The sequence below is a fragment of the Azospirillum halopraeferens DSM 3675 genome, assembly GCF_000429625.1.
GTDB lineage: Bacteria > Pseudomonadota > Alphaproteobacteria > Azospirillales > Azospirillaceae > Azospirillum > Azospirillum halopraeferens.
The window spans coordinates 250,719-268,302 of the sequence record NZ_AUCF01000009.1 but is presented as its reverse complement, the minus strand read 5'-3'; the positions used below and the strand labels follow the sequence as shown (position 1 = coordinate 268,302).

12 protein-coding genes are annotated in these 17,584 nt (G+C 70.5%); 5 read left to right on the top strand and 7 right to left on the bottom strand.

The features are described from left to right. Positions 1 to 2,795 (bottom strand): DUF4394 domain-containing protein (locus tag G472_RS0110640; RefSeq protein WP_156927072.1); only part of this gene is annotated, 2,795 nt, incomplete at its 3' end. A gap of 314 nt (positions 2,796 to 3,109) precedes the next feature. Between G472_RS0110640 and G472_RS0110635 the strand changes: the two genes are divergently transcribed. Next, the gene (locus G472_RS0110635) at positions 3,110 to 4,216 is read left to right on the top strand and encodes a hypothetical protein (protein ID WP_029008380.1); all 1,107 of its coding nucleotides are present in this window, start codon (positions 3,110 to 3,112) and stop codon (positions 4,214 to 4,216) included. Next, positions 4,216 to 5,592, top strand: coding sequence for a hypothetical protein (locus G472_RS32465; protein ID WP_051340664.1), 1,377 nt, complete (start codon positions 4,216 to 4,218; stop codon positions 5,590 to 5,592). The genes G472_RS0110635 and G472_RS32465 overlap by 1 nt, the downstream gene beginning before the upstream one ends. A 34-nt stretch (positions 5,593 to 5,626) precedes the next feature. Here G472_RS32465 and G472_RS0110625 read toward each other — a convergent pair whose 3' ends face one another. Both G472_RS0110625 and G472_RS32460 read right to left on the bottom strand, forming a co-directional pair. Further along, the gene (locus tag G472_RS0110625) at positions 5,627 to 5,965 is read right to left on the bottom strand and encodes a hypothetical protein (RefSeq protein ID WP_029008379.1); all 339 of its coding nucleotides are present in this window, start codon (positions 5,963 to 5,965) and stop codon (positions 5,627 to 5,629) included. Between the two features lie 12 nt (positions 5,966 to 5,977). Then, entirely contained in the window at positions 5,978 to 6,259 is a 282-nt protein-coding gene (locus tag G472_RS32460) for a MarR family transcriptional regulator (protein WP_245593450.1), read from the bottom strand. A 488-nt stretch (positions 6,260 to 6,747) separates the two neighbouring features. On the opposite strand from G472_RS32460, the gene G472_RS0110615 reads away from it, so the two are divergent. From G472_RS0110615 to cysN, 3 genes are all read left to right on the top strand, one after another. After that, positions 6,748 to 10,059, top strand: a complete 3,312-nt coding sequence (locus G472_RS0110615) for a DEAD/DEAH box helicase (protein WP_035691840.1) — start codon at positions 6,748 to 6,750, stop codon at positions 10,057 to 10,059. Positions 10,060 to 10,127: 68 nt separating this feature from the next. Then, positions 10,128 to 11,069, top strand: a complete 942-nt coding sequence (gene cysD, locus G472_RS0110610) for a sulfate adenylyltransferase subunit CysD (protein WP_281173330.1) — start codon at positions 10,128 to 10,130, stop codon at positions 11,067 to 11,069. Beyond that, on the top strand, positions 11,069 to 12,967 hold the full coding sequence (cysN, locus tag G472_RS0110605) for a sulfate adenylyltransferase subunit CysN (protein ID WP_029008375.1): 1,899 nt from the start codon (positions 11,069 to 11,071) through the stop codon (positions 12,965 to 12,967). Before cysD ends, cysN begins: the two co-directional genes overlap by 1 nt. Positions 12,968 to 12,998: 31 nt before the next feature. On the opposite strand, the gene G472_RS0110600 is transcribed toward cysN, so the two are convergent. The 4 genes from G472_RS0110600 to G472_RS0110585 form a co-directional block, all read right to left on the bottom strand. Next, positions 12,999 to 13,187: a hypothetical protein gene (locus G472_RS0110600; RefSeq protein WP_029008374.1), complete on the bottom strand. Its 189-nt coding sequence runs from the start codon at positions 13,185 to 13,187 to the stop codon at positions 12,999 to 13,001. Between the two features lie 146 nt (positions 13,188 to 13,333). After that, positions 13,334 to 14,317, bottom strand: coding sequence for an SDR family NAD(P)-dependent oxidoreductase (locus G472_RS0110595; protein ID WP_029008373.1), 984 nt, complete (start codon positions 14,315 to 14,317; stop codon positions 13,334 to 13,336). Between the two features lie 111 nt (positions 14,318 to 14,428). Then, entirely contained in the window at positions 14,429 to 15,130 is a 702-nt protein-coding gene (locus G472_RS0110590; protein WP_029008372.1) for a glycosyltransferase family protein, read from the bottom strand. Between the two features lie 138 nt (positions 15,131 to 15,268). Further along, a complete protein-coding gene (locus tag G472_RS0110585) occupies positions 15,269 to 17,536 on the bottom strand; it encodes a helicase-related protein (RefSeq protein ID WP_029008371.1) in 2,268 nt (755 codons plus the stop codon). Positions 17,537 to 17,584 lie beyond the last annotated feature (48 nt).

Here is a 17,584-nt window from a genome sequence, read left to right as displayed (position 1 = left end):
TCGATGCGGAAGGTGTCGGCCCCCGCGCCGCCGTACAGCGTGTCGGTGCCGCGGTTGCCCGCCAGCACGTCGTTGCCCATGCCGCCGTAGAGCACGTCGTTGTCCTGGCCGCCGAACAGGGTGTCGTCGCCCTGCCCGCCGAACAGCGTGTCCGCCCCCTTGTTGCCGTACAGCACGTCGGACCCGAGCTGGCCGTACACCACGTCGGCGTCCATGCCGCCGAACACCGTGTCGCTGTCCTGGCCGCCGAAGATGGTGTCCATCCCCTGGTTGCCGTACAGCAGATCGTTGCCGCGGTTGCCGTACAGCGCGTCGTTGCCCACACCGCCGGCCACCGTGTCGTTGCCGTCGTCGCCGAACAGCACGTCGTCGCCCTCCGCCGAGGCCACGAAGTCGTCGCCGCTGCCGCCCCGCAGGGTGTCGTCGTCCGGCCCCAGTACGATGGTCTGGGCGGCGGCATCACCCCACACGATCTGCGAGCCGGTGCCGCCCACGATCCGCGCGGAGCCGACGACGGCGGCGAAGGACACGTTGTCCAGCCGGATCGCCGTGCCCGACGGCAGGGACCGGGTGTCGATGACCAGGGCGGTGAGCGGGCCGCCCGCCGCCGCCGGCGTGCCGGTGATGACCAGCGGTTCGGACGGCACCCCGGCGTCTCCCGCCACCGTCGGCACGATGGTCTGGACCAGCAGCCCCGCGTCGGCCGGAAGGCCGGCGATGAAGTCCGCGCCGCCGCCGGTGAGGATGGTCCGGTCGGTGGAGCCGTCGGCCGTTCGGGCCGTGATCTCGCGGATCAGGTCGGTCAGCGATCCCGCGGCCGGTTTGGGCGCCGCCGTTCCCTGCACCCGCAGCCCGAAGCCGGTGGGGATCTGCGCCAGCAGCAGGCTGACGCCCGTCCCGTCGGTGACCAGCGGAATGTCGGCCACGGCGTTGTTGCCGATCTGCTCCGGCCGGCCGGCGGACACGACCGGCACGGTGATGGTCCGCGCGGTCGTGCCGTCCGCGTTCTGCACGGTACCCGTCTCCACGGGCACGCCGTCCACCACGGGGATGGTCGGGGGCGAGGGGTCCTGCGGCGTGGTGGTCGGGGGTGTGACGACCGGCGGCGCCGGGAGCGGCCGCGGGATGTGCCCGAGGGCCAGGCCGGTGAGCGCGCCCGTGCTCGCCCCCAGATGCGTTGCAGCACCGCTCGCCAACTCGATGCGGTAAAGCCCGGTCGCGGCGCCCACGGTCAGTTGCGCGATGCCGTAGCCGTCGGTGCCGTCCCCAACGATGTTGGGGATGTCGAAGCCGTCGATGCTGCTGAAATCCAGCGGCACGCCGTTCAGCGTCACCGTGCCGACCAGCGTCTGGCTCCCGGAATTCGGCGTGTCCTGCCGATACAGCGCGTTGCCGGTGGCGTCCAGCGTGTAGAGAGCGGTCGGGCCAATGCCCGGGGTCCGGCCATAGCTGTGGGTGTAGGCGGCGGCCGAGACGCCGGTCGATCCCCCCTGCAGGCCGTTGATCATACCGTCCGGGTTCACCCCGGCCACCGCCCCGCCGCCCAGGTTCCCGTCCATGGGAGCGCCGTTGGTCGGATTGATGCGGAAGTTGAGCCCGGTGGCAGTGGTGACGCGGATGCGGTCGGTCACCGGATCGTAATCGAAGCCGTAGCCGGAGACCGCGGGGTCCGGCAGATCGACCACGGTGCTCCCGTCCGTGAACGCGATCTGCCCCGGCGTGCCCACTGCCGTCGCCGCCCCGGTCTGGGGGTCGAGCAGGTACAGGGTTCCGGTGTCGGCGGCGGCGTTGACGCCCAGCGCGTGGAGCTGGCCGGTCTGCGGCCGGAAATCGAGGCCGACCAGCGACTCGCCGGCGTTGATGCCGGTCAGCGTCAAGTTGGTCGCGGTGCCGGGGGACGCGGTGTTGAATCGCACCAGGCTCGTCCGATCGCCCGACAGGGCGACCGCCGGTACGCCGCCGTAGTCATATTCGACCGCCAGGCCGGTCACCGTGCCGGACGGCCCGGCCGTCACCAACGTGGCGACCCCGGTCACCAGGTCGATGGAGTAGAGGCCGGTCGCCCCGCCGACGGTCAGAAGGGCAAGTCCGCTGCCGCTGGTCACCGCCGCATTGGAGACGGAGACGGTGACGTCGGGGCCGATGTCGAAACCGCCCGCGGCGGTGAAGTCGAGAGGAGCGCCGTTCAGCGCGACCACCGCCACAGCCGTCTGGGTGCCGGTGTTGGGCGGGTTCTGGATCAGCAACTGGTTGCCGTCCGGATCCAGCGTGTACAGGGTGGTGGCGGCGGCATCGGCAACATTGTTGGTGTGGGCTGCGGCCGACGCGCCGGTGGAACCCCCGCTGATCGACCCGTCGGGGTTGGTTCCGGCGATGCTCCCGCCACCAAGGTTGCCGTCGATCGGCTGGCCGGTGTTGGGATTGATGCGGACGTTCACGCCGGTATCGGTGGTGACGCGGATGCGGTCCGTCGCCGGATTGAAGTCGAACCCGTAGCCGGAGACGGCCGGATCCGGCAGGTCGACGGGGTTGGAAGCCGCATCGACGAAGGCAATCGACCCCGGCGTTCCGATGGCGACCGCGGTGCCGTTGACGACGGAGATGGCATAGAGCGTCGCGGTGTTCGTCGCCGCATTGACGCCCAGGCCATACAAGAACCCATTCTGCGGCCGGAAATCGATCCCAACCAATGTCTCACCGGCTGAGACACCGCTGAGCGTTACTGACGCGTTCGTCGTTATGTCCAGAAGCGTATCGGGACCGACGATCGTATAAGCCCGGAATGTGCTCGTCATCACCCAATCCCATGCAGAAGGTCAGCATTTCTTGTTGGCTATACTGGCTCTCAGAAAATCGTTAAGCAGAAGTTACAACTATTGCCAGCGTTACAATTTGGTGCAAAATGCTTTGGTTGCATCGCCGGAGGCACGTCCTGCTGCCGGACGCAACGAACTGTCGCCGAATGGTCTATAAAATTAGTTATAAATTGCGTGCGGTTTGGCTGCGGCTCTGATAGCCTCACCTTGGTGCGCGGTCGTGCCGCATCGGCCTTTGCGCCGCCGCATCCGACATTCGTGCGCTCGTTTCCGGAGTTTCGCGCGGCGCCGTCATGAAGGGCTCCACGATCATCTACGCCCCCTCGACGTTCGAGGAGCGCGGGACCGCGGTGGCGTTCACCACGCCGCTGCTGTCCCAGACCCGCGTGCGCATGGACGACCGTCGGCGCCTGGAGGTGCTGATTCCCAGCTTCTCCGAGGGCAAGGGCATCTACGTCGTGCCCTGGAAGGCAGTGCCGGACATGGTGAGCATGACCGTGCACGACCGCTTCCTGCACGAGCAGATCGTCCGGTCCGGCGGTTGCTCCCCGCAGGACATCCGCAAGGCGACGTTGCGCGCCGCCCGCAGCGGCCTGGCCGGGCCCGACGCGGTGCAGGCAGCCCGCGCCGCCCTGGCTATGGACGAGGAGCATCGGACCCTCACCAACTTCCTGCTGATGGTGGAGGTGCTGCGCACCGCCGGCATGACCCCGCGTGAGCTTCTGAGGACCGATCTGGACAGCCGGGAAGGCTCGGCACTGGCCCGCTCCTTCATGACCAAGGCCGCCGCCGCGCTGCGCCTGGAACCGGCGGAGCTGTTCGCCCGGGTGTCCGAAATGGCGGACGCCATGTCCCCCGTCGGGCTGATCCAGGCACCGGAACCCGGCCGCTTGCGCCGGCGCATGCGGATGGTTGCCGAGTTCCGCGATTCCATCGCCGAATGGTCGCGCGAGTCCCTGACCGACGCCGCCCCCGTCGCCGCCTTCTGCGCCGATGTGGCCACCCACACGCTGGAGATCGGTGAGCGGGTTCTCGCCGACTTCGATCGCCGCGCCGGCGCCATCGGCGCCGCCATCCGCGATTGGGATGCCCAGGTGGACACGGTCCACGGGCTGGCGGCACGGCTGGCCTGGCTGGTCGACGGCTGGGACTACATTGTCAGGGCGTGGGATCAGGCCCGGTCCCGCGACCAGCACGAGCAGTCCATGGAGGTGGCGGAGATCTTCCGCATCCTGCCGCTGGTGCCCCGCTGCGAATCCGACCACGACCACGCCGCCGCCGCCGGAGACGTCCTGGTCCGCCACCGCCGGTCGGTGCGCGCATACGAGGACTGGCGCACCGGCGTGCTGGATGTGGAGTTGGTACGGCGGATCGAGCGGATCAAAGCGAGGGCGGCGTGATGAGCGAACCGCCGGTTTCCCTGAAAGGCCTGCGGGGCCGCCTCCTCGACATTCCCGACGAGAAGTTCGTCGAGATCGTCCACCTGCTGGAACAGGTCGGTGACCGCCCCGAGGTGCGCGAGACCTTCGACCACATCCGCCCGCGCCTCGCCCGGATGCGGCCGGAACGCCGGCTGACCCTGAAGCGCGTCTTCTGCGACCCGTTCGAGGACGTGCTGGAGGCGGCCCGCCTGTCCGATGTCCCGGTCGGGGCGATCGAACGGGCGGTGATCGATCCGCTGTGGCGCGTCGTCGAGGAGCGCGGGGACCGCCGCCACCTGGACCCTCTGGCCGAGGCGGTGCGGCGTGTGCCGTCCGGCGATCATGCCGGACGGCACACGCTGGGCTGCCGCCTGTGGTGGGTGGCAGCGGCCGCCATCCGCGCCGCCCTGGCCGGCGCCGACCGCGATCCCCGCGCCTTCCTGCGCGGCAACGAGGCGCACATCCGCCAGGCCCGCGACATCGCCGAGTTCCTGGAGATCGGCCACGCCATCACCGAACTGAAGAACTGCCTGCCGCCCAAGCCGATCCAGTCGCTGAGCGACGAGGATCTGGCCGCCATAGAGGCGGCCGTCAAGGAGACGGCCAGGACCGACACGGGCAAGCCTTACTATCTCCTGCTGGTGGTGGCCTCGCGGCTGCGCAAACCCGCCGACCTGCTGGCCGCCCTGGGGGACATGGATTTCGGCAAGGCCCGGCGCGAGAAGCCCGTGGTGTTCGCCCGTCTGTCCGGCCTGGTGGTCACCAGCCTGGAGGACCGGTCGCTGCACCTGGAGGGCATCGACGAGTCAACGCTGACCCCGTCGGACGCCGTGGAATTCGCCCGCATGCTGGTGGAAAGCCTCGATTCCACCTGCGCGGTCATGGATCGCGTCAACGAGACCGCCTATGACCGGCGCCTGCAGTCGGTGCGCACGGCGGTGAAGGGCATGGTGGAAACCACCGTGCTGGCCGCGGCTCCGGCCGGCATCGCCGCCGCCGTCCCCGATCCGTCCCGCGGCGGCGCCATTCCCGGTCCGCCCGACGACGCCCGGCAGATCCGGGCGGAGGAACACGCGCTGGCGTTGCGCACCTGTGAGAGTTTCGCCGGTGCGCTCGGCCTCGACCATCGCGTGGCGCAGACGCTGGAGTCCGTTAGCCGGGACGTGGAGACGCGGGCCGAACGCATGATCGCCGGCCTGCGCGATGCCGAGCCCCTTTCCGGCGACGATGAGGACAACGGCGCCGAACTGGCGACGTTCTACGCGGTGCGGCTTCTGGAACTGGTCGGCGGCTCCTCGCGCGCCGACCGGTTGCGGGCCAGGGCGATGGAAGCCCTGTTCGGGCGGGGGACGTAGCCGGCCATCCCGCGCGTCCCCGGGGAACCGCCGTTCAGGGCCCGGAGGTGGGGGTGTCCGACTGGATGGTCAGGACGATGGCGTCGCCCTCGATCGACAGGTCCTTATGGGCGTCGCGCGGGACGGGGACCCGCTGCTTGCGGCAGAAATAGAGCAGCACGCCCAGCGTCTTGCTGGCCGTGAAGGATACGTCGCGGATCTTCGACGCGCCGCTTTGCTGAACGCTGACGGTCAAGCCGCCGCCGGCACGCGGGGTCACCGCGGTGATGACCCCGTGCGGCAGGTCGGTTTGTCCGGGAGCCGTCGCGTACCAGGCGAGCGCCTGCCGGAGCGACGGGTTGGTGAAGACGAGGTGACGGGTCTCTAGGATCATTCCGCTGCCGGGTTAGGCGGCGCGGCTGACTCCGTGTTCCGGGTTGAGACGGAACGTGATCGCCCGTCCCAGCTTCGACTCCCGCAGGATGATCTGCTTGGTCTCCAGCAGCTTGATCGCGCGGTTGACGTTCGGACGCTGCATGCCCAGAGCATCGGCGAGTTCGGACTGCAGGACGGGGACGGAGCGGTCGAAATGGAGCCGCCGGCTCAGATAGGTGAAGACGCGAAGCGCCTCCAGGGTGATGTCACGGTCGGTGGAAACAGCCCTGGAGAGGTGGTCATGATGCTGCATGGCGGCCTCAGTGCGCAAGTTGATTGACGCTTGTGTCAGGGAGGAGCGCGCGGCGGCCGGCGCCCCCGGTTCCGTGGCGGAACTGCGATGCATCCCCGGTACCGGACGTTCGTCGAAGGCTGTTCCGAGACCCTGCATCGCTGTCCTCCCCGCTCCCGGCCGGCGGACCGTTCCGCCCGCCTTTCGGCTTCGTTCGAAAGGTTAGGTCTCGAATGTTATCGGGTTATGTCGTGAGTGTTTCGGCGCTGACACAAACCCGTTCCGGTAGCGACATCCGGTGACACGGACGTCCCGTTCACGGCCTCGATTGGCGATTGCGACAATCGGGAAGGCCGGACACCTCCCCGCTGCGCCGCCGCCCCCTGCCGCGACACCGCCGGAACGTGTGCAGCCATATCGGTTTGCCAACCGAACCAATGGCGCCGATGCGGTTGAGGGCCGGTGTGTCCCGGGCTAAGAACGGAGGCACGCAGTCATCCGGTGGCATCATGGCAGCATTCACGGAAGCCGACGTCCGGCGCTGGTTCGGCGACCTCACGGTCCGCAAGGGCGCCGCCTACCGGCACGAGGGCCGTGTCCGCGCGGCCTCCCTGTCGGCGGACGGGCGGACTGCCGAGGGGCAGGTCCAGGGCACGGAGCGTCGGCCCTACACCGTGAGCGTCACCATCGACGGGGCGGGGTCGCCGCGCGGTGTGCAGTTCCGCAACGCCTGCTCCTGTTACCTCGGCGGGGAGTGCAAGCATGTGGTGGCAGTGCTGCTGGACCTGCTGCACCGCCCCGCCGTCACGTCGGCGCCCGCCGCGGCGGCGGAGTCGGCCACCTCCCCCGCCGTCGCCCGCTGGCTGGCCCTGCTGGAGGACGCACCGCGGCAAAGCAGCGATGGCGCCCGCTCCACCGCCTGGACGTTGCTCTACCGGTTCGACCGGGACGGGGCGGGGGGCGGACTCATGGTGGAGCCGACCTCGGTGCAGATGCGCCGGGACGGCACGCCCGCCACGGCCAGGCCGCTGTCCGCCTCCGGCATCGCCAACCTGATCAACGCCTACAGCGTGCCCAACTACATCGGCAACGACGATCTGGAGATCCTGCGCCTGGTGTGGGCGGCGACCGGGGGGGACCGGGCGTTCGGCTCCCGCTCGTTGCGGGGCTCCTTCGCGCTGCCGATCCTGCAGGCCGTTCTGGCCAGCGGCCGCGGCCGCTGGCAGTCGCTGACCTCACCGGCCCTGCGCCCCGGTCCGCCGGTGACGGCCGAAGGCCGCTGGGTCGCCGATGCCGACGGCGTTCAGTCCTTCCGGTTCGCGGGACCGGCCGCGGACGCCCCGGTGCTGGCGGTGACGCCGCCCTGGTACATCCATCCCGCGACCGGCGACTGCGGACCGCTGGAGACCGGCCTGCCCGACCGGCTGGCGGCGGCCCTGGCCGCCGCCCCGCCGGTGCCGCCGGCCGCCGCCCGGATCGTTCGCTCCGCCCTGACCGCACGCCTGCCGGACCGCGACGCGCTGCTTCCCGCCTCCTTCGAGGAGACGGTGCGGCGCGATGTCACACCGGTGCCGGTTCTGCGGCTGTGGATCGACGTGGGCGCCTTCGTCGACTGGGAGGTCGTCCACGCCAGCCTGCTGTTCGACTACGACGGTACGGTCGTCCCGTGGCACGACACCACCGCGTCGGTGCGGCGGCCGGAGGCCGGGCGGTTCGTGGTCATGCCGCGGCGGCGCGACGCGGAGCGGGCCGCCGTCGAACGGCTGGGCACGCTGGGCTTCGAGCCCTATCCCGATGGCGATCTCTTCACGCTGGAGCCCGACGAGGAGGCCGACGCGCTGACCAACAGCGCCGACCAGGAGCTGTTCGCCTTCCTGCACCGGGCTGCTCCGGCGCTGGCGGGCGAGGGCTGGCGGATCGAACCGGAGGACGGGACGCTGCCGACCTTCGTCGAGCCGGAGGACTGGACCGCCGAGGTGGAGGAGTCCACCGGCGTCGACTGGTTCGGCCTGTCGCTGGGCGTCACGGTGGACGGCCAGAGGCTGGACCTGCTGCCGGTGCTGCTGCCCATCCTGCGGGCGCTGCCCGACGAGGAGGTGCTGCCCACCCTCGGGACCGCCGCGCCGGACGAGCCGGTGTTCGTCCCCCTGGGCGACGGGCGCCTTCTGCCCATGCCGTCGGGGCGCCTGGGTGCGGTGCTGCGCGCCCTTTACGAGCTGTACCGGGTGGGCGGCATCGCCGACGACGGCACCATCCGCCTCACCCCCGCCCGGGCCGCGGAACTGGCCGACGCCGAGGCCGTCACCGCCGCCGCCGGCCTGCGCTGGATGGGCGGGGAGCGGCTGCGCGCCCTGGGCGCCCGGCTGCGCGGCTTTTCCGGCATCGAGCGGGTGCCGGTGCCGGCGGGCCTGACCGCCACGCTGCGCGACTACCAGCGCGCCGGGCTCGACTGGATGCAGTTCCTGCGCGACTACGGCCTGGGCGGCGTGCTGGCCGACGACATGGGGCTGGGCAAGACGGTGCAGGCGCTCGCCCACATTCTGGCGGAGAAGGAGGCCGGGCGCCTCGACCGGCCGTGCCTGGTGGTCGCCCCCACCAGCCTGATGGGCAACTGGAAGGCGGAGGCCGCGCGGTTCGCGCCGGGCCTGCGCACCCTGGTGCTGCACGGCGCCAACCGCAAGGCCGATTTCGAACGGCCGGGCGACCACGACCTGGTGCTGACCACCTACCCGCTGCTGCCGCGCGACCGCGACGCGCTGCTGGCGCAGGACTGGCACCTGCTGATCCTGGACGAGGCGCAGGCCATCAAAAATCCGCGCACCAAACTCGCGAAGGTCGCCCTGGAGCTGCCGGCCCGCCACCGCCTGTGCCTGACCGGCACGCCGCTGGAGAACAACCTGACGGAGCTGTGGTCGCTGTTCCATTTCCTCATGCCCGGTCTGCTGGGCGACGAGCGCGCCTTCCGCACCACCTTCCGCACACCGATCGAGAAGAAGGGCGACGCCGGGCGCAGCCGCCTGCTGGCGCAGCGGGTGCGCCCCTTCCTGCTGCGCCGGACCAAGGACGCGGTGGCCGGCGAGCTGCCACCCAAGACGGAGATCATCGAACACGTGGAGCTGGACGGGCCGCAGCGCGATCTCTACGAGACGATCCGCCTGGCCATGGACGCCAAGGTGCGCGCCGAGGTGGCGAAGAAGGGTCTGGCGCGCAGCCACATCATCATCCTCGAAGCCCTGCTGAAGCTGCGCCAGGTCTGCTGCGACCCGCGCCTGGTCAAGCTGCGCGCCGCCCCCGCCGTCAGGACCTCGGCCAAGCTGGAACGGCTGATGGAGCTGCTGCCGGAGCTGGTGGCCGAAGGGCGCCGGGTGCTGCTGTTCTCCCAGTTCACCTCCATGCTCGACCTCATCGCGCCGGAGCTGGAGCGCAGCGCCATCCCCTTCGTCACCCTGACCGGCGACACCCGCGACCGCACCACCCCCGTCGACCGCTTCCAGGCCGGCGGCGTGCCCGTGTTCCTGATCAGCCTGAAGGCAGGCGGGACCGGGCTGAACCTGACCGCCGCCGACACGGTGATCCACTACGATCCCTGGTGGAACCCGGCCGTGGAACGCCAGGCAACCGACCGCGCCCACCGCATCGGCCAGGACAAGCCGGTGTTCGTGCACAAGCTGGTCAGCGTCGGCACGGTGGAGGCGGCCATCCTCGACCTTCAGGCGCGCAAGCAGGCTCTGGCCGACGCCCTGTTCGACCCCGACGCGCGCGACGCCGCGGCGCTGACCGCCGAGGACCTGGAGTCCCTGTTTAAGCCGATTTCTGTGTGAAATAATCCGGGTCTCGTGAATATTTTGTCCGTTTCATTTGTGGTTCGACCGTGATACACACCACCGACCTGAAGCGATCCCGGCGCCCGAGCTGTCCCATGTCCGATCCCGTTCGCCTGACCCACCTGCAACGCCTGGAGGCGGAGAGCATCCACATCATGCGCGAGGTGGCGGCCCAGTTCCGCAACCCCGTGATGCTCTATTCCATCGGCAAGGACAGCGCCGTCATGCTGCACCTGGCGATGAAGGCGTTCCATCCGTCCAAGCCGCCGTTCCCCCTGCTGCACGTGGACACCACCTGGAAGTTCCGGGAGATGATCGCGTTCCGCGACGCGCGCGCGCGCGACCTCGGGGTGGATCTGCTGGTCCACATCAACGAGGAGGGCGTGGCGCAGGGGATCGGTCCTTTCACCCACGGCTCCGCCGTCCACACCGACGTGATGAAGACCCAGGCCCTGCGCCAGGCGCTGGACCGCTACGGCTTCGACGCGGCCTTCGGCGGCGCGCGGCGCGACGAGGAGAAGAGCCGCGCCAAGGAGCGCATCTTCTCCTTCCGCAGCGCCTCCCACCGCTGGGACCCGAAGAACCAGCGGCCGGAGCTGTGGAACCTCTACAACGGCCGCATCCACAAGGGCGAGAGCATCCGGGTCTTCCCCCTGTCCAACTGGACCGAGCAGGACATCTGGCAGTACATCTACCTTGAGAACATCCCGGTTGTGCCGCTGTACTTCGCCAAGCCGCGCCCGGTGGTGGAGCGCGACGGCACCCTCATCATGGTGGATGACGAGCGCATGCCGCTGCGCCCCGGCGAGGAGCCGGAGATGCGCTGGGTGCGGTTCCGCACGCTGGGCTGCTATCCGCTGACCGGTGCGGTGGAAAGCACCGCCGCCTCCCTGCCCGAGATCATCCGCGAGATGCTGCTGTCGCGCACATCCGAGCGCCAGGGCCGGGTCATCGACCACGATCAGTCCGCCTCCATGGAGCGCAAGAAGCAGGAAGGGTATTTCTGATGCAGGACCGGTTCACCGCCGCCACGCAAGAGGTCCTGGCGTACCTGCACGAGCAGGAGAACAAGGACCTGCTGCGTTTCATCACCTGCGGCTCGGTCGACGACGGCAAGAGCACGCTGATCGGCCGCCTGCTGTACGATTCCAAGCAGATCTTCGAGGACCAGCTCGCGGCGCTGGACAAGGACAGCGCGCGCTGGGGCACCACCGGCGGCGCCATCGACCTGGCCCTGCTGACCGACGGTTTGCAGGCGGAGCGCGAGCAGGGCATCACCATCGACGTCGCCTACCGGTTCTTCGCCACCGACCGGCGCAAGTTCATCGTGGCCGACACGCCGGGCCACGAGCAGTACACCCGCAACATGGCCACCGGCGCCTCCACCGCCGACCTGGCGGTGCTGCTGGTGGACGCCCGCAAGGGCGTGCTGACCCAGACGCGGCGCCACAGCTACATCGTCTCGCTGCTGGGCATCCGCCACGTGGTCGTGGCGGTCAACAAGATGGACCTGGTCGGCTACGACCGGTCGGTGTTCGAGCGCATCGTCGCGGAATACCGCGCCTTCGCCGATCGGCTGGACATCCCGCACGTCACCTGCATTCCCCTGTCGGCGCTGGCGGGCGAGAACGTCACCACCCCCGGCACCGCCATGCCCTGGTGGGAGGGGCCGGCGCTCCTGCCCTTCCTGGAGACGGTGGAGGTGGCCGCGGCCCGCACGCAGGCGCCGCTGCGCTTCCCCGTGCAGTGGGTGAACCGCCCCAACCAGGATTTCCGCGGCTTTTCCGGCACCATCGTGGCGGGACGGGTGCGGCCGGGCGACGCGGTGGCGGTGCTGCCGTCGGCGCGCACCTCGACGGTTGCCCGCATCGTCACCATGGACGGCGACCTGGAGGAGGCGGTAGCCGGCCAGGCGGTGACACTGACCCTCACCGACGAGATCGACGTCAGCCGCGGCGACGTGATCGCCGCCGCCGGGGCGCGGCCGGAGGTGGCCGACCAGTTCGCCGCCCATGTGGTGTGGATGAACGACCACGCGATGATGCCGGGGCGCGGCTACCTGCTGCAGTTCGGCACCCATCTGGTGGGCGGACAGATCACGGAGATCAAGCACAAGGTCAACGTCAACACCCTGGAGCACACTGCCGGCAAGCGGCTGGAGCTGAACGAGGTCGGCTTCTGCAATCTGGCGCTCGACCATCCCGTGCCGTTCGACGCCTACGCCGAGTGCCGGGAGACCGGGTCCTTCATCCTGATCGACCGGGTGACCAACGCCACGCTGGGCTGCGGCACCATCACCTTCGCGCTGCGGCGGGCGCAGAACATCCACTGGCAGCCCATGACGGTGGACAAGGCGGCCCGGGCCGCCGCCAAGGGGCAGAAGCCCTGCATCCTGTGGTTCACCGGCCTGTCGGGAGCGGGCAAGTCGACGGTGGCCAACCTGGTGGAGAAGAAGCTGCACGCCGGCGGCTATCACACCTACACGCTGGACGGCGACAACGTGCGCCACGGCCTGAACAAGGACCTGGGCTTCACCGAGGAGGACCGGGTCGAGAACATCCGCCGGGTGGCGGAAACCGCCAGGCTGTTCGTGGACGCCGGGCTGATCGTGCTGGTGTCGTTCATCTCGCCCTTCCGGGAGGAACGGCGGATGGCCCGCTCCCTGGTGGGAGCGGACGAGTTCCTGGAGGTCTGGGTGGACGCACCGCTGGAGGTGTGCGAGCAGCGCGACCCCAAGGGCCTGTACGCCAAGGCGCGCAAGGGGACGATCGCCAACTTCACCGGCATCAGCTCCCCCTACGAGCCGCCGGAGAACGCCGAACTGGTGCTGGCCGCCGGCGAGCACGACCCGGAGACCCTGGCCGACCAGGTCGTCGCCGCCCTGAAGGCGCGCGGCATCGCGTAAGGGAGCCCGCCGCGCGCCGCGCCCGCCGCCGTCAGGCGGCGCGGCCGGCGACGCCGGACTTCACGGGGCTGCGCAGAAGGAACAGTTCGTTCAGGCGGCAGGCCACGTCCATGGCCGCATCGAAGGCCGGGGACACGGCCTCGGCTTCCATTTCGCGGCACAGAGCGCGGGCATTGCCGAAGGCCGTCTCGAGGCTGGCGGGGCGCAGCGGGTCAGTCATGGGTTCCGCTCCTGTTTCCGGTTCGCACGGGGGACACTGTCCGGGCGTGCGATCACGGTAGCGGCGGCCCACGGCAAGCGATAGCAAAATGCACTGGCGGTTCGGTTAAGGAATGGCTTGCCGGACGCTTCGCCCGGCGGCCGGAATCAGGTCACCTTGTGGTAGGACTTGTACCAGTCGACGAAGCGCGGGATGCCCACGTCAATGGGGGTGGCCGGCTCGTAGCCCAACTCGCGCCGGCTGGCCTCGATGTCGGCATAGGTGGCGGGGACGTCGGCCATCTGCATCGGCTCCATCCGCTTTTCCGCCCGGCGCCCCAGCGCCTCCTCCAGCAGGGCGATGAAGCGCATCAGCTCCTCGCAGCGGTGGTTGCCCAGGTTGAACACGCGGTGGGGCACGCCGTGGTCGTCGGGCGGCGCCGGGCGGTCCAGCGCGGCCACCACGCCGGCGACGATGTCGTCGATGTAGGTGAAGTCGCGCTTCATGTCGCCGCCGTTGAACACCCGGATCGGCCGCCCGCCGACGATGGCGTCGGCGAACAGGAAGGCCGCCATGTCCGGCCGGCCCCACGGCCCGTAGACCGTGAAGAAGCGCAGGCCGGTGGACGCGATGCCGTAATTGTGGGCGTAGGCGTGGGCCAGCATCTCCCCCGCCTTCTTGGTGGCGGCGTACACCGACAGCGGCCGGTCGACCCGGTCGGCCACCGAGAACGGCAGGTCGCGGTTGCCGCCGTACACCGACGAGGAGCTGGCGTACACCAGATGCTTCAGGCGCGGCAGGTGACGCGCCGCCTCCAGCATGGCCACCTGGCCGGTGACGTTGGTGTCGATGTAGGCGTACGGGTTCTCCAGCGAATAGCGCACCCCCGCCTGGGCGGCGAGGTGGACGATCCCGGTGCAGTCCCGCAGGTCGGGCAGCAGCGCCTCGACGGCCGCGCGGTCGCCGATGTCGGCCCGCACGAAGCGGAAGGCCGGGTTGCCGTCGAAGCGCGCCAGGCGCGCCTCCTTGAGCCGCACGTCGTAATAGTCGTTCAGGTTGTCGATGCCGACGACCCGGTCGCCCCGCGCCAGAAGCGCCGCCGTCACGTGGGAGCCGATGAAGCCGGCGGCGCCGGTAACGACGATGGTCATGAGCGTCCCTCTCTGGCAGGCGGGCGCCGGCCGACGGTGCATCGGGCCGGAAGCCTGATGCACTTAGAGCAACCGCAGGGCGGGTTCAAGACGAATGCGGGCAGCGCCGGCTCACGACCCCTTGCCGGTGCCGCGCCCGGAGGTGGCGTGCAGCATGGCGTCGCGTTCGGCGAACCATTCGCGGGCGTAGGAGGTGTCGGCGTACGCGTCGAAATAAGGGCCGCCCACCGTCCAGTGCAGGTTCGAGATGGTGTCAAGCGGCCGGTCCTCCTGGTAGCCGACCAGATGGTTCCAGCGCAGCGGGATGTCGCCGATCCGCTCGTCGCCGTCCAGCCACTTGAACTGGTGCAGCTCCAGGCCGGACGCCGTGTTGACGTACTCCGGCGTCAGGGCGCGGCAGGCGGCGCAGTTGAACATCATCACGGCGGACCAGTTCTTCTTCTCGTACCGGGTCTGGACCGCGCCGAGGAACTTCACGTCCTCCTTCGGGCGATGGTCGTGCTTGGTCGCCATCACGGCGTAGCGGTCGTCGCGCAGGTCCCACAGGCGGGCGATGTCGTCGACCACCATCATGTCGCAGTCCATGAAGATCGCCCAGCCCTCGTAACCGCACAGGTAAGGGACGAGGAAGCGCGAGAACGAGAACTCCGTCGATTGCAACGGGTTGCGCTCGCGCCACATCAGGCCGTCCAGTTGCGACAGCATCACCGGCGCGATGGTCACCGGGCGGCTGGAACGGGTGTGGATGCTGTGGGACAGGACGTGCCACGCCACCGTCTCGTTCGGGTCATAGCCGATGAACACGCGGATCATGAGACGCCTCTTGCTGGCTGAACGGCACCGCACCCGTCCGTCCCCGGGCGGCGTTCGGACACCGTCTGCTTAGCGCACCGGGCGGCGTCCCGGCAACAGGCGCCGGTGGCACCGAACGACGCGGCACCGGGAACGGGGCTACCGGGCCGGGCGCTTCGCCCCGCGCCGGGGATGGGCACGGTCCGCCCTGCCCTCCGGCGCCCGCTGCTCGCCGCCGCCACGCGGGGCGTCGACCGGGTGGTGGAAATGGGGATGCCGGCCCCGGGCGTGGGGCGGCGCGTGGGGCGGTGCATCCCGTGTCCCGCCGCGGCGCTCCAGCCGCTCGCCGTAGCAGGCGTCGCAGACGCGGAAGCGGTGCGTCGCCTTGAGGCGCGTGCCGCACACCGGGCAGGCCCGCTGCAGGCTGCGTTCGGCCAGAGTGCGCTCGATGAAGGCGTTGAGGGTGGCCCGGCGCTCCAGGCACAGGTCCATCTCCGGGTAGGCGTCGGGGAAACGGTAGGCCAGCCAGGCGTAGGAGGTCAGCGCCTTCACCGCCCGCTCCGCCCCCTCCAGCTCCACATCGGTGCCGACGCGGTGGGTGAAGCGCTCCGCCTCCTGGGGGGCCGGGTTGGGCCGCTCCTTGCCCTGGTTCATCGCCCACTGGGCCAGCAGGCGGAGCTGGTTCTGGTCGCGGCTGTCGATGGGGCAGCGGGCCAGCATGTCGCGCACCGCCAGCGGCAGCCGCGCCCGGTCCACCGCCTGGGCCGCCTGGATGCGCCCCTCCAGGTCGGTCATGCGGAAGGTCTGGTGGGCCCGCAGCAGCTCCTGCCCGGCGGTGCGCAGCACCTTGGCCAGGCTGTCGGTGTCCAGCTCGCGGGCGATCGCCTCCACATGGACCAGGTTGGGGGAGATCCAGGGGCGCGGGTCGTCGGGCGGCAGGGGCGGGCTGGTCAGGGCGCGGCGCACGGGGTTGATGGATTCCCCCTCCAGCACCGCGACGCGCCCCTCCTCGTGCATGCCGTAGCGGCCGGCGCGCCCGCCGATCTGGCGGATCTCGGAAGGCGTCAGCTCGCGCTCCTCGCGGCCGTCGAACTTGCGGGTGGTCGACAGCACGACCCGCGCGATGGGCAGGTTGAGCCCCATGCCGATGGCGTCGGTGGCCACCAGCACGTCCGCCTGCCCCTCGCGGAAGCGGCGCGCCTCGGCCCGGCGCACCTCCGGCGACAGGGCGCCGTAGATGACCGCCACCGTATGGTCGCGCGCCAGCAGCTCGCGCCGCAGCCCCATGACGTCGCGCCGGGAGAAGGCGACCACCGCATCGCCGCGGCGCACCTCGGCCAGCGGAACCCGCTCCTCCTGCACCCGCAGGGGCGACTTGCGGGTAAACTCGACGATTTCCAGCTCCTCGCCCGTCGCCTCCACCAGCCGCCGGACGTAGGGGATGGCGTCGGCCGAACCGGTCATGATGATCTCCGGAGCGGCGACGCCCGCCACCGCCTGGGTCCAGGCCCAGCCGCGGTCGGGGTCGCCGATCATCTGGATCTCGTCGATGACGCAGGCGCCCCACACCCGGCCGGTGTTGACCATCTCGATGGTCGAGGACACATGCCCGGCGCCGGGGCGCACGTCGCGCTCCTCGCCCGTCACCAGGCTGCACGGCCGGCCGCGGGTCTCCAGCGCCTCCTGCCCCTCCAGCGCCAGCAGGCGCAGCGGCGCCAGGTAGCAGCCGCTCGCCGCCTCCGCCAGCCGGTCCATCGCCGCGTGGGTCTTGCCGGAGTTGGTGGGGCCGACGTACAGGCGCAGCGTGCGCACCATCGAGCGCGCCGTGGCGAAGCCGTCGAGATAGACGCCCAGCCCCGACGCGTCCTCCAGCCGGGAGCGGCGCACCTTGAGGCCGGCGCGGGCGACCGCCGTGGAGAACGCTTCCTCCAGCGCGTCCAGCAGAGCCTGCAGGCGCGGGATGCGGCCGCCATACGAGGCGGCGCGGGCGAGGTCGTCGACCACGGCGGCGGGCTTCCACGCCTCGCCCAGTGGCGCGGCACGCTCCGCCATCGAAACGAACCAGGCGTCGACGCGGCCCCGTCCCTTCTCCAGGGCGTTGGAACCGAGGCACGCCTCCTTGACCAGCTTGCCCAGGTCCCTGGCGTCGGCGCGCCCGAAGCCTTCGGGCCGCACCAGGCGTTCCCAGACCTGCGCCTCCACCTCCGGCAGCGGCCCGACGGGAACGCGAAAGCGCAGCTTCAGGCGGCGGGCGGTGCCGGGGACGCCCACGTCGTGCACCGCCGTGACCATCCAGCGCGCCGGCACGGAGTCCACGTCGGCCTCGATGCCGTCGCCGCGCACCCGGCCGGCGATCAGCCGCACTGCGTTGCGCCGGTCCGTCTCGTCCGGCGCGCCGGGGGTTTCGGGGATGATGTGGGAGTCCATCGTCGTCGTTCCTCTTGCCGCACCGGGACCGCGTCCACGGGCGCGGGC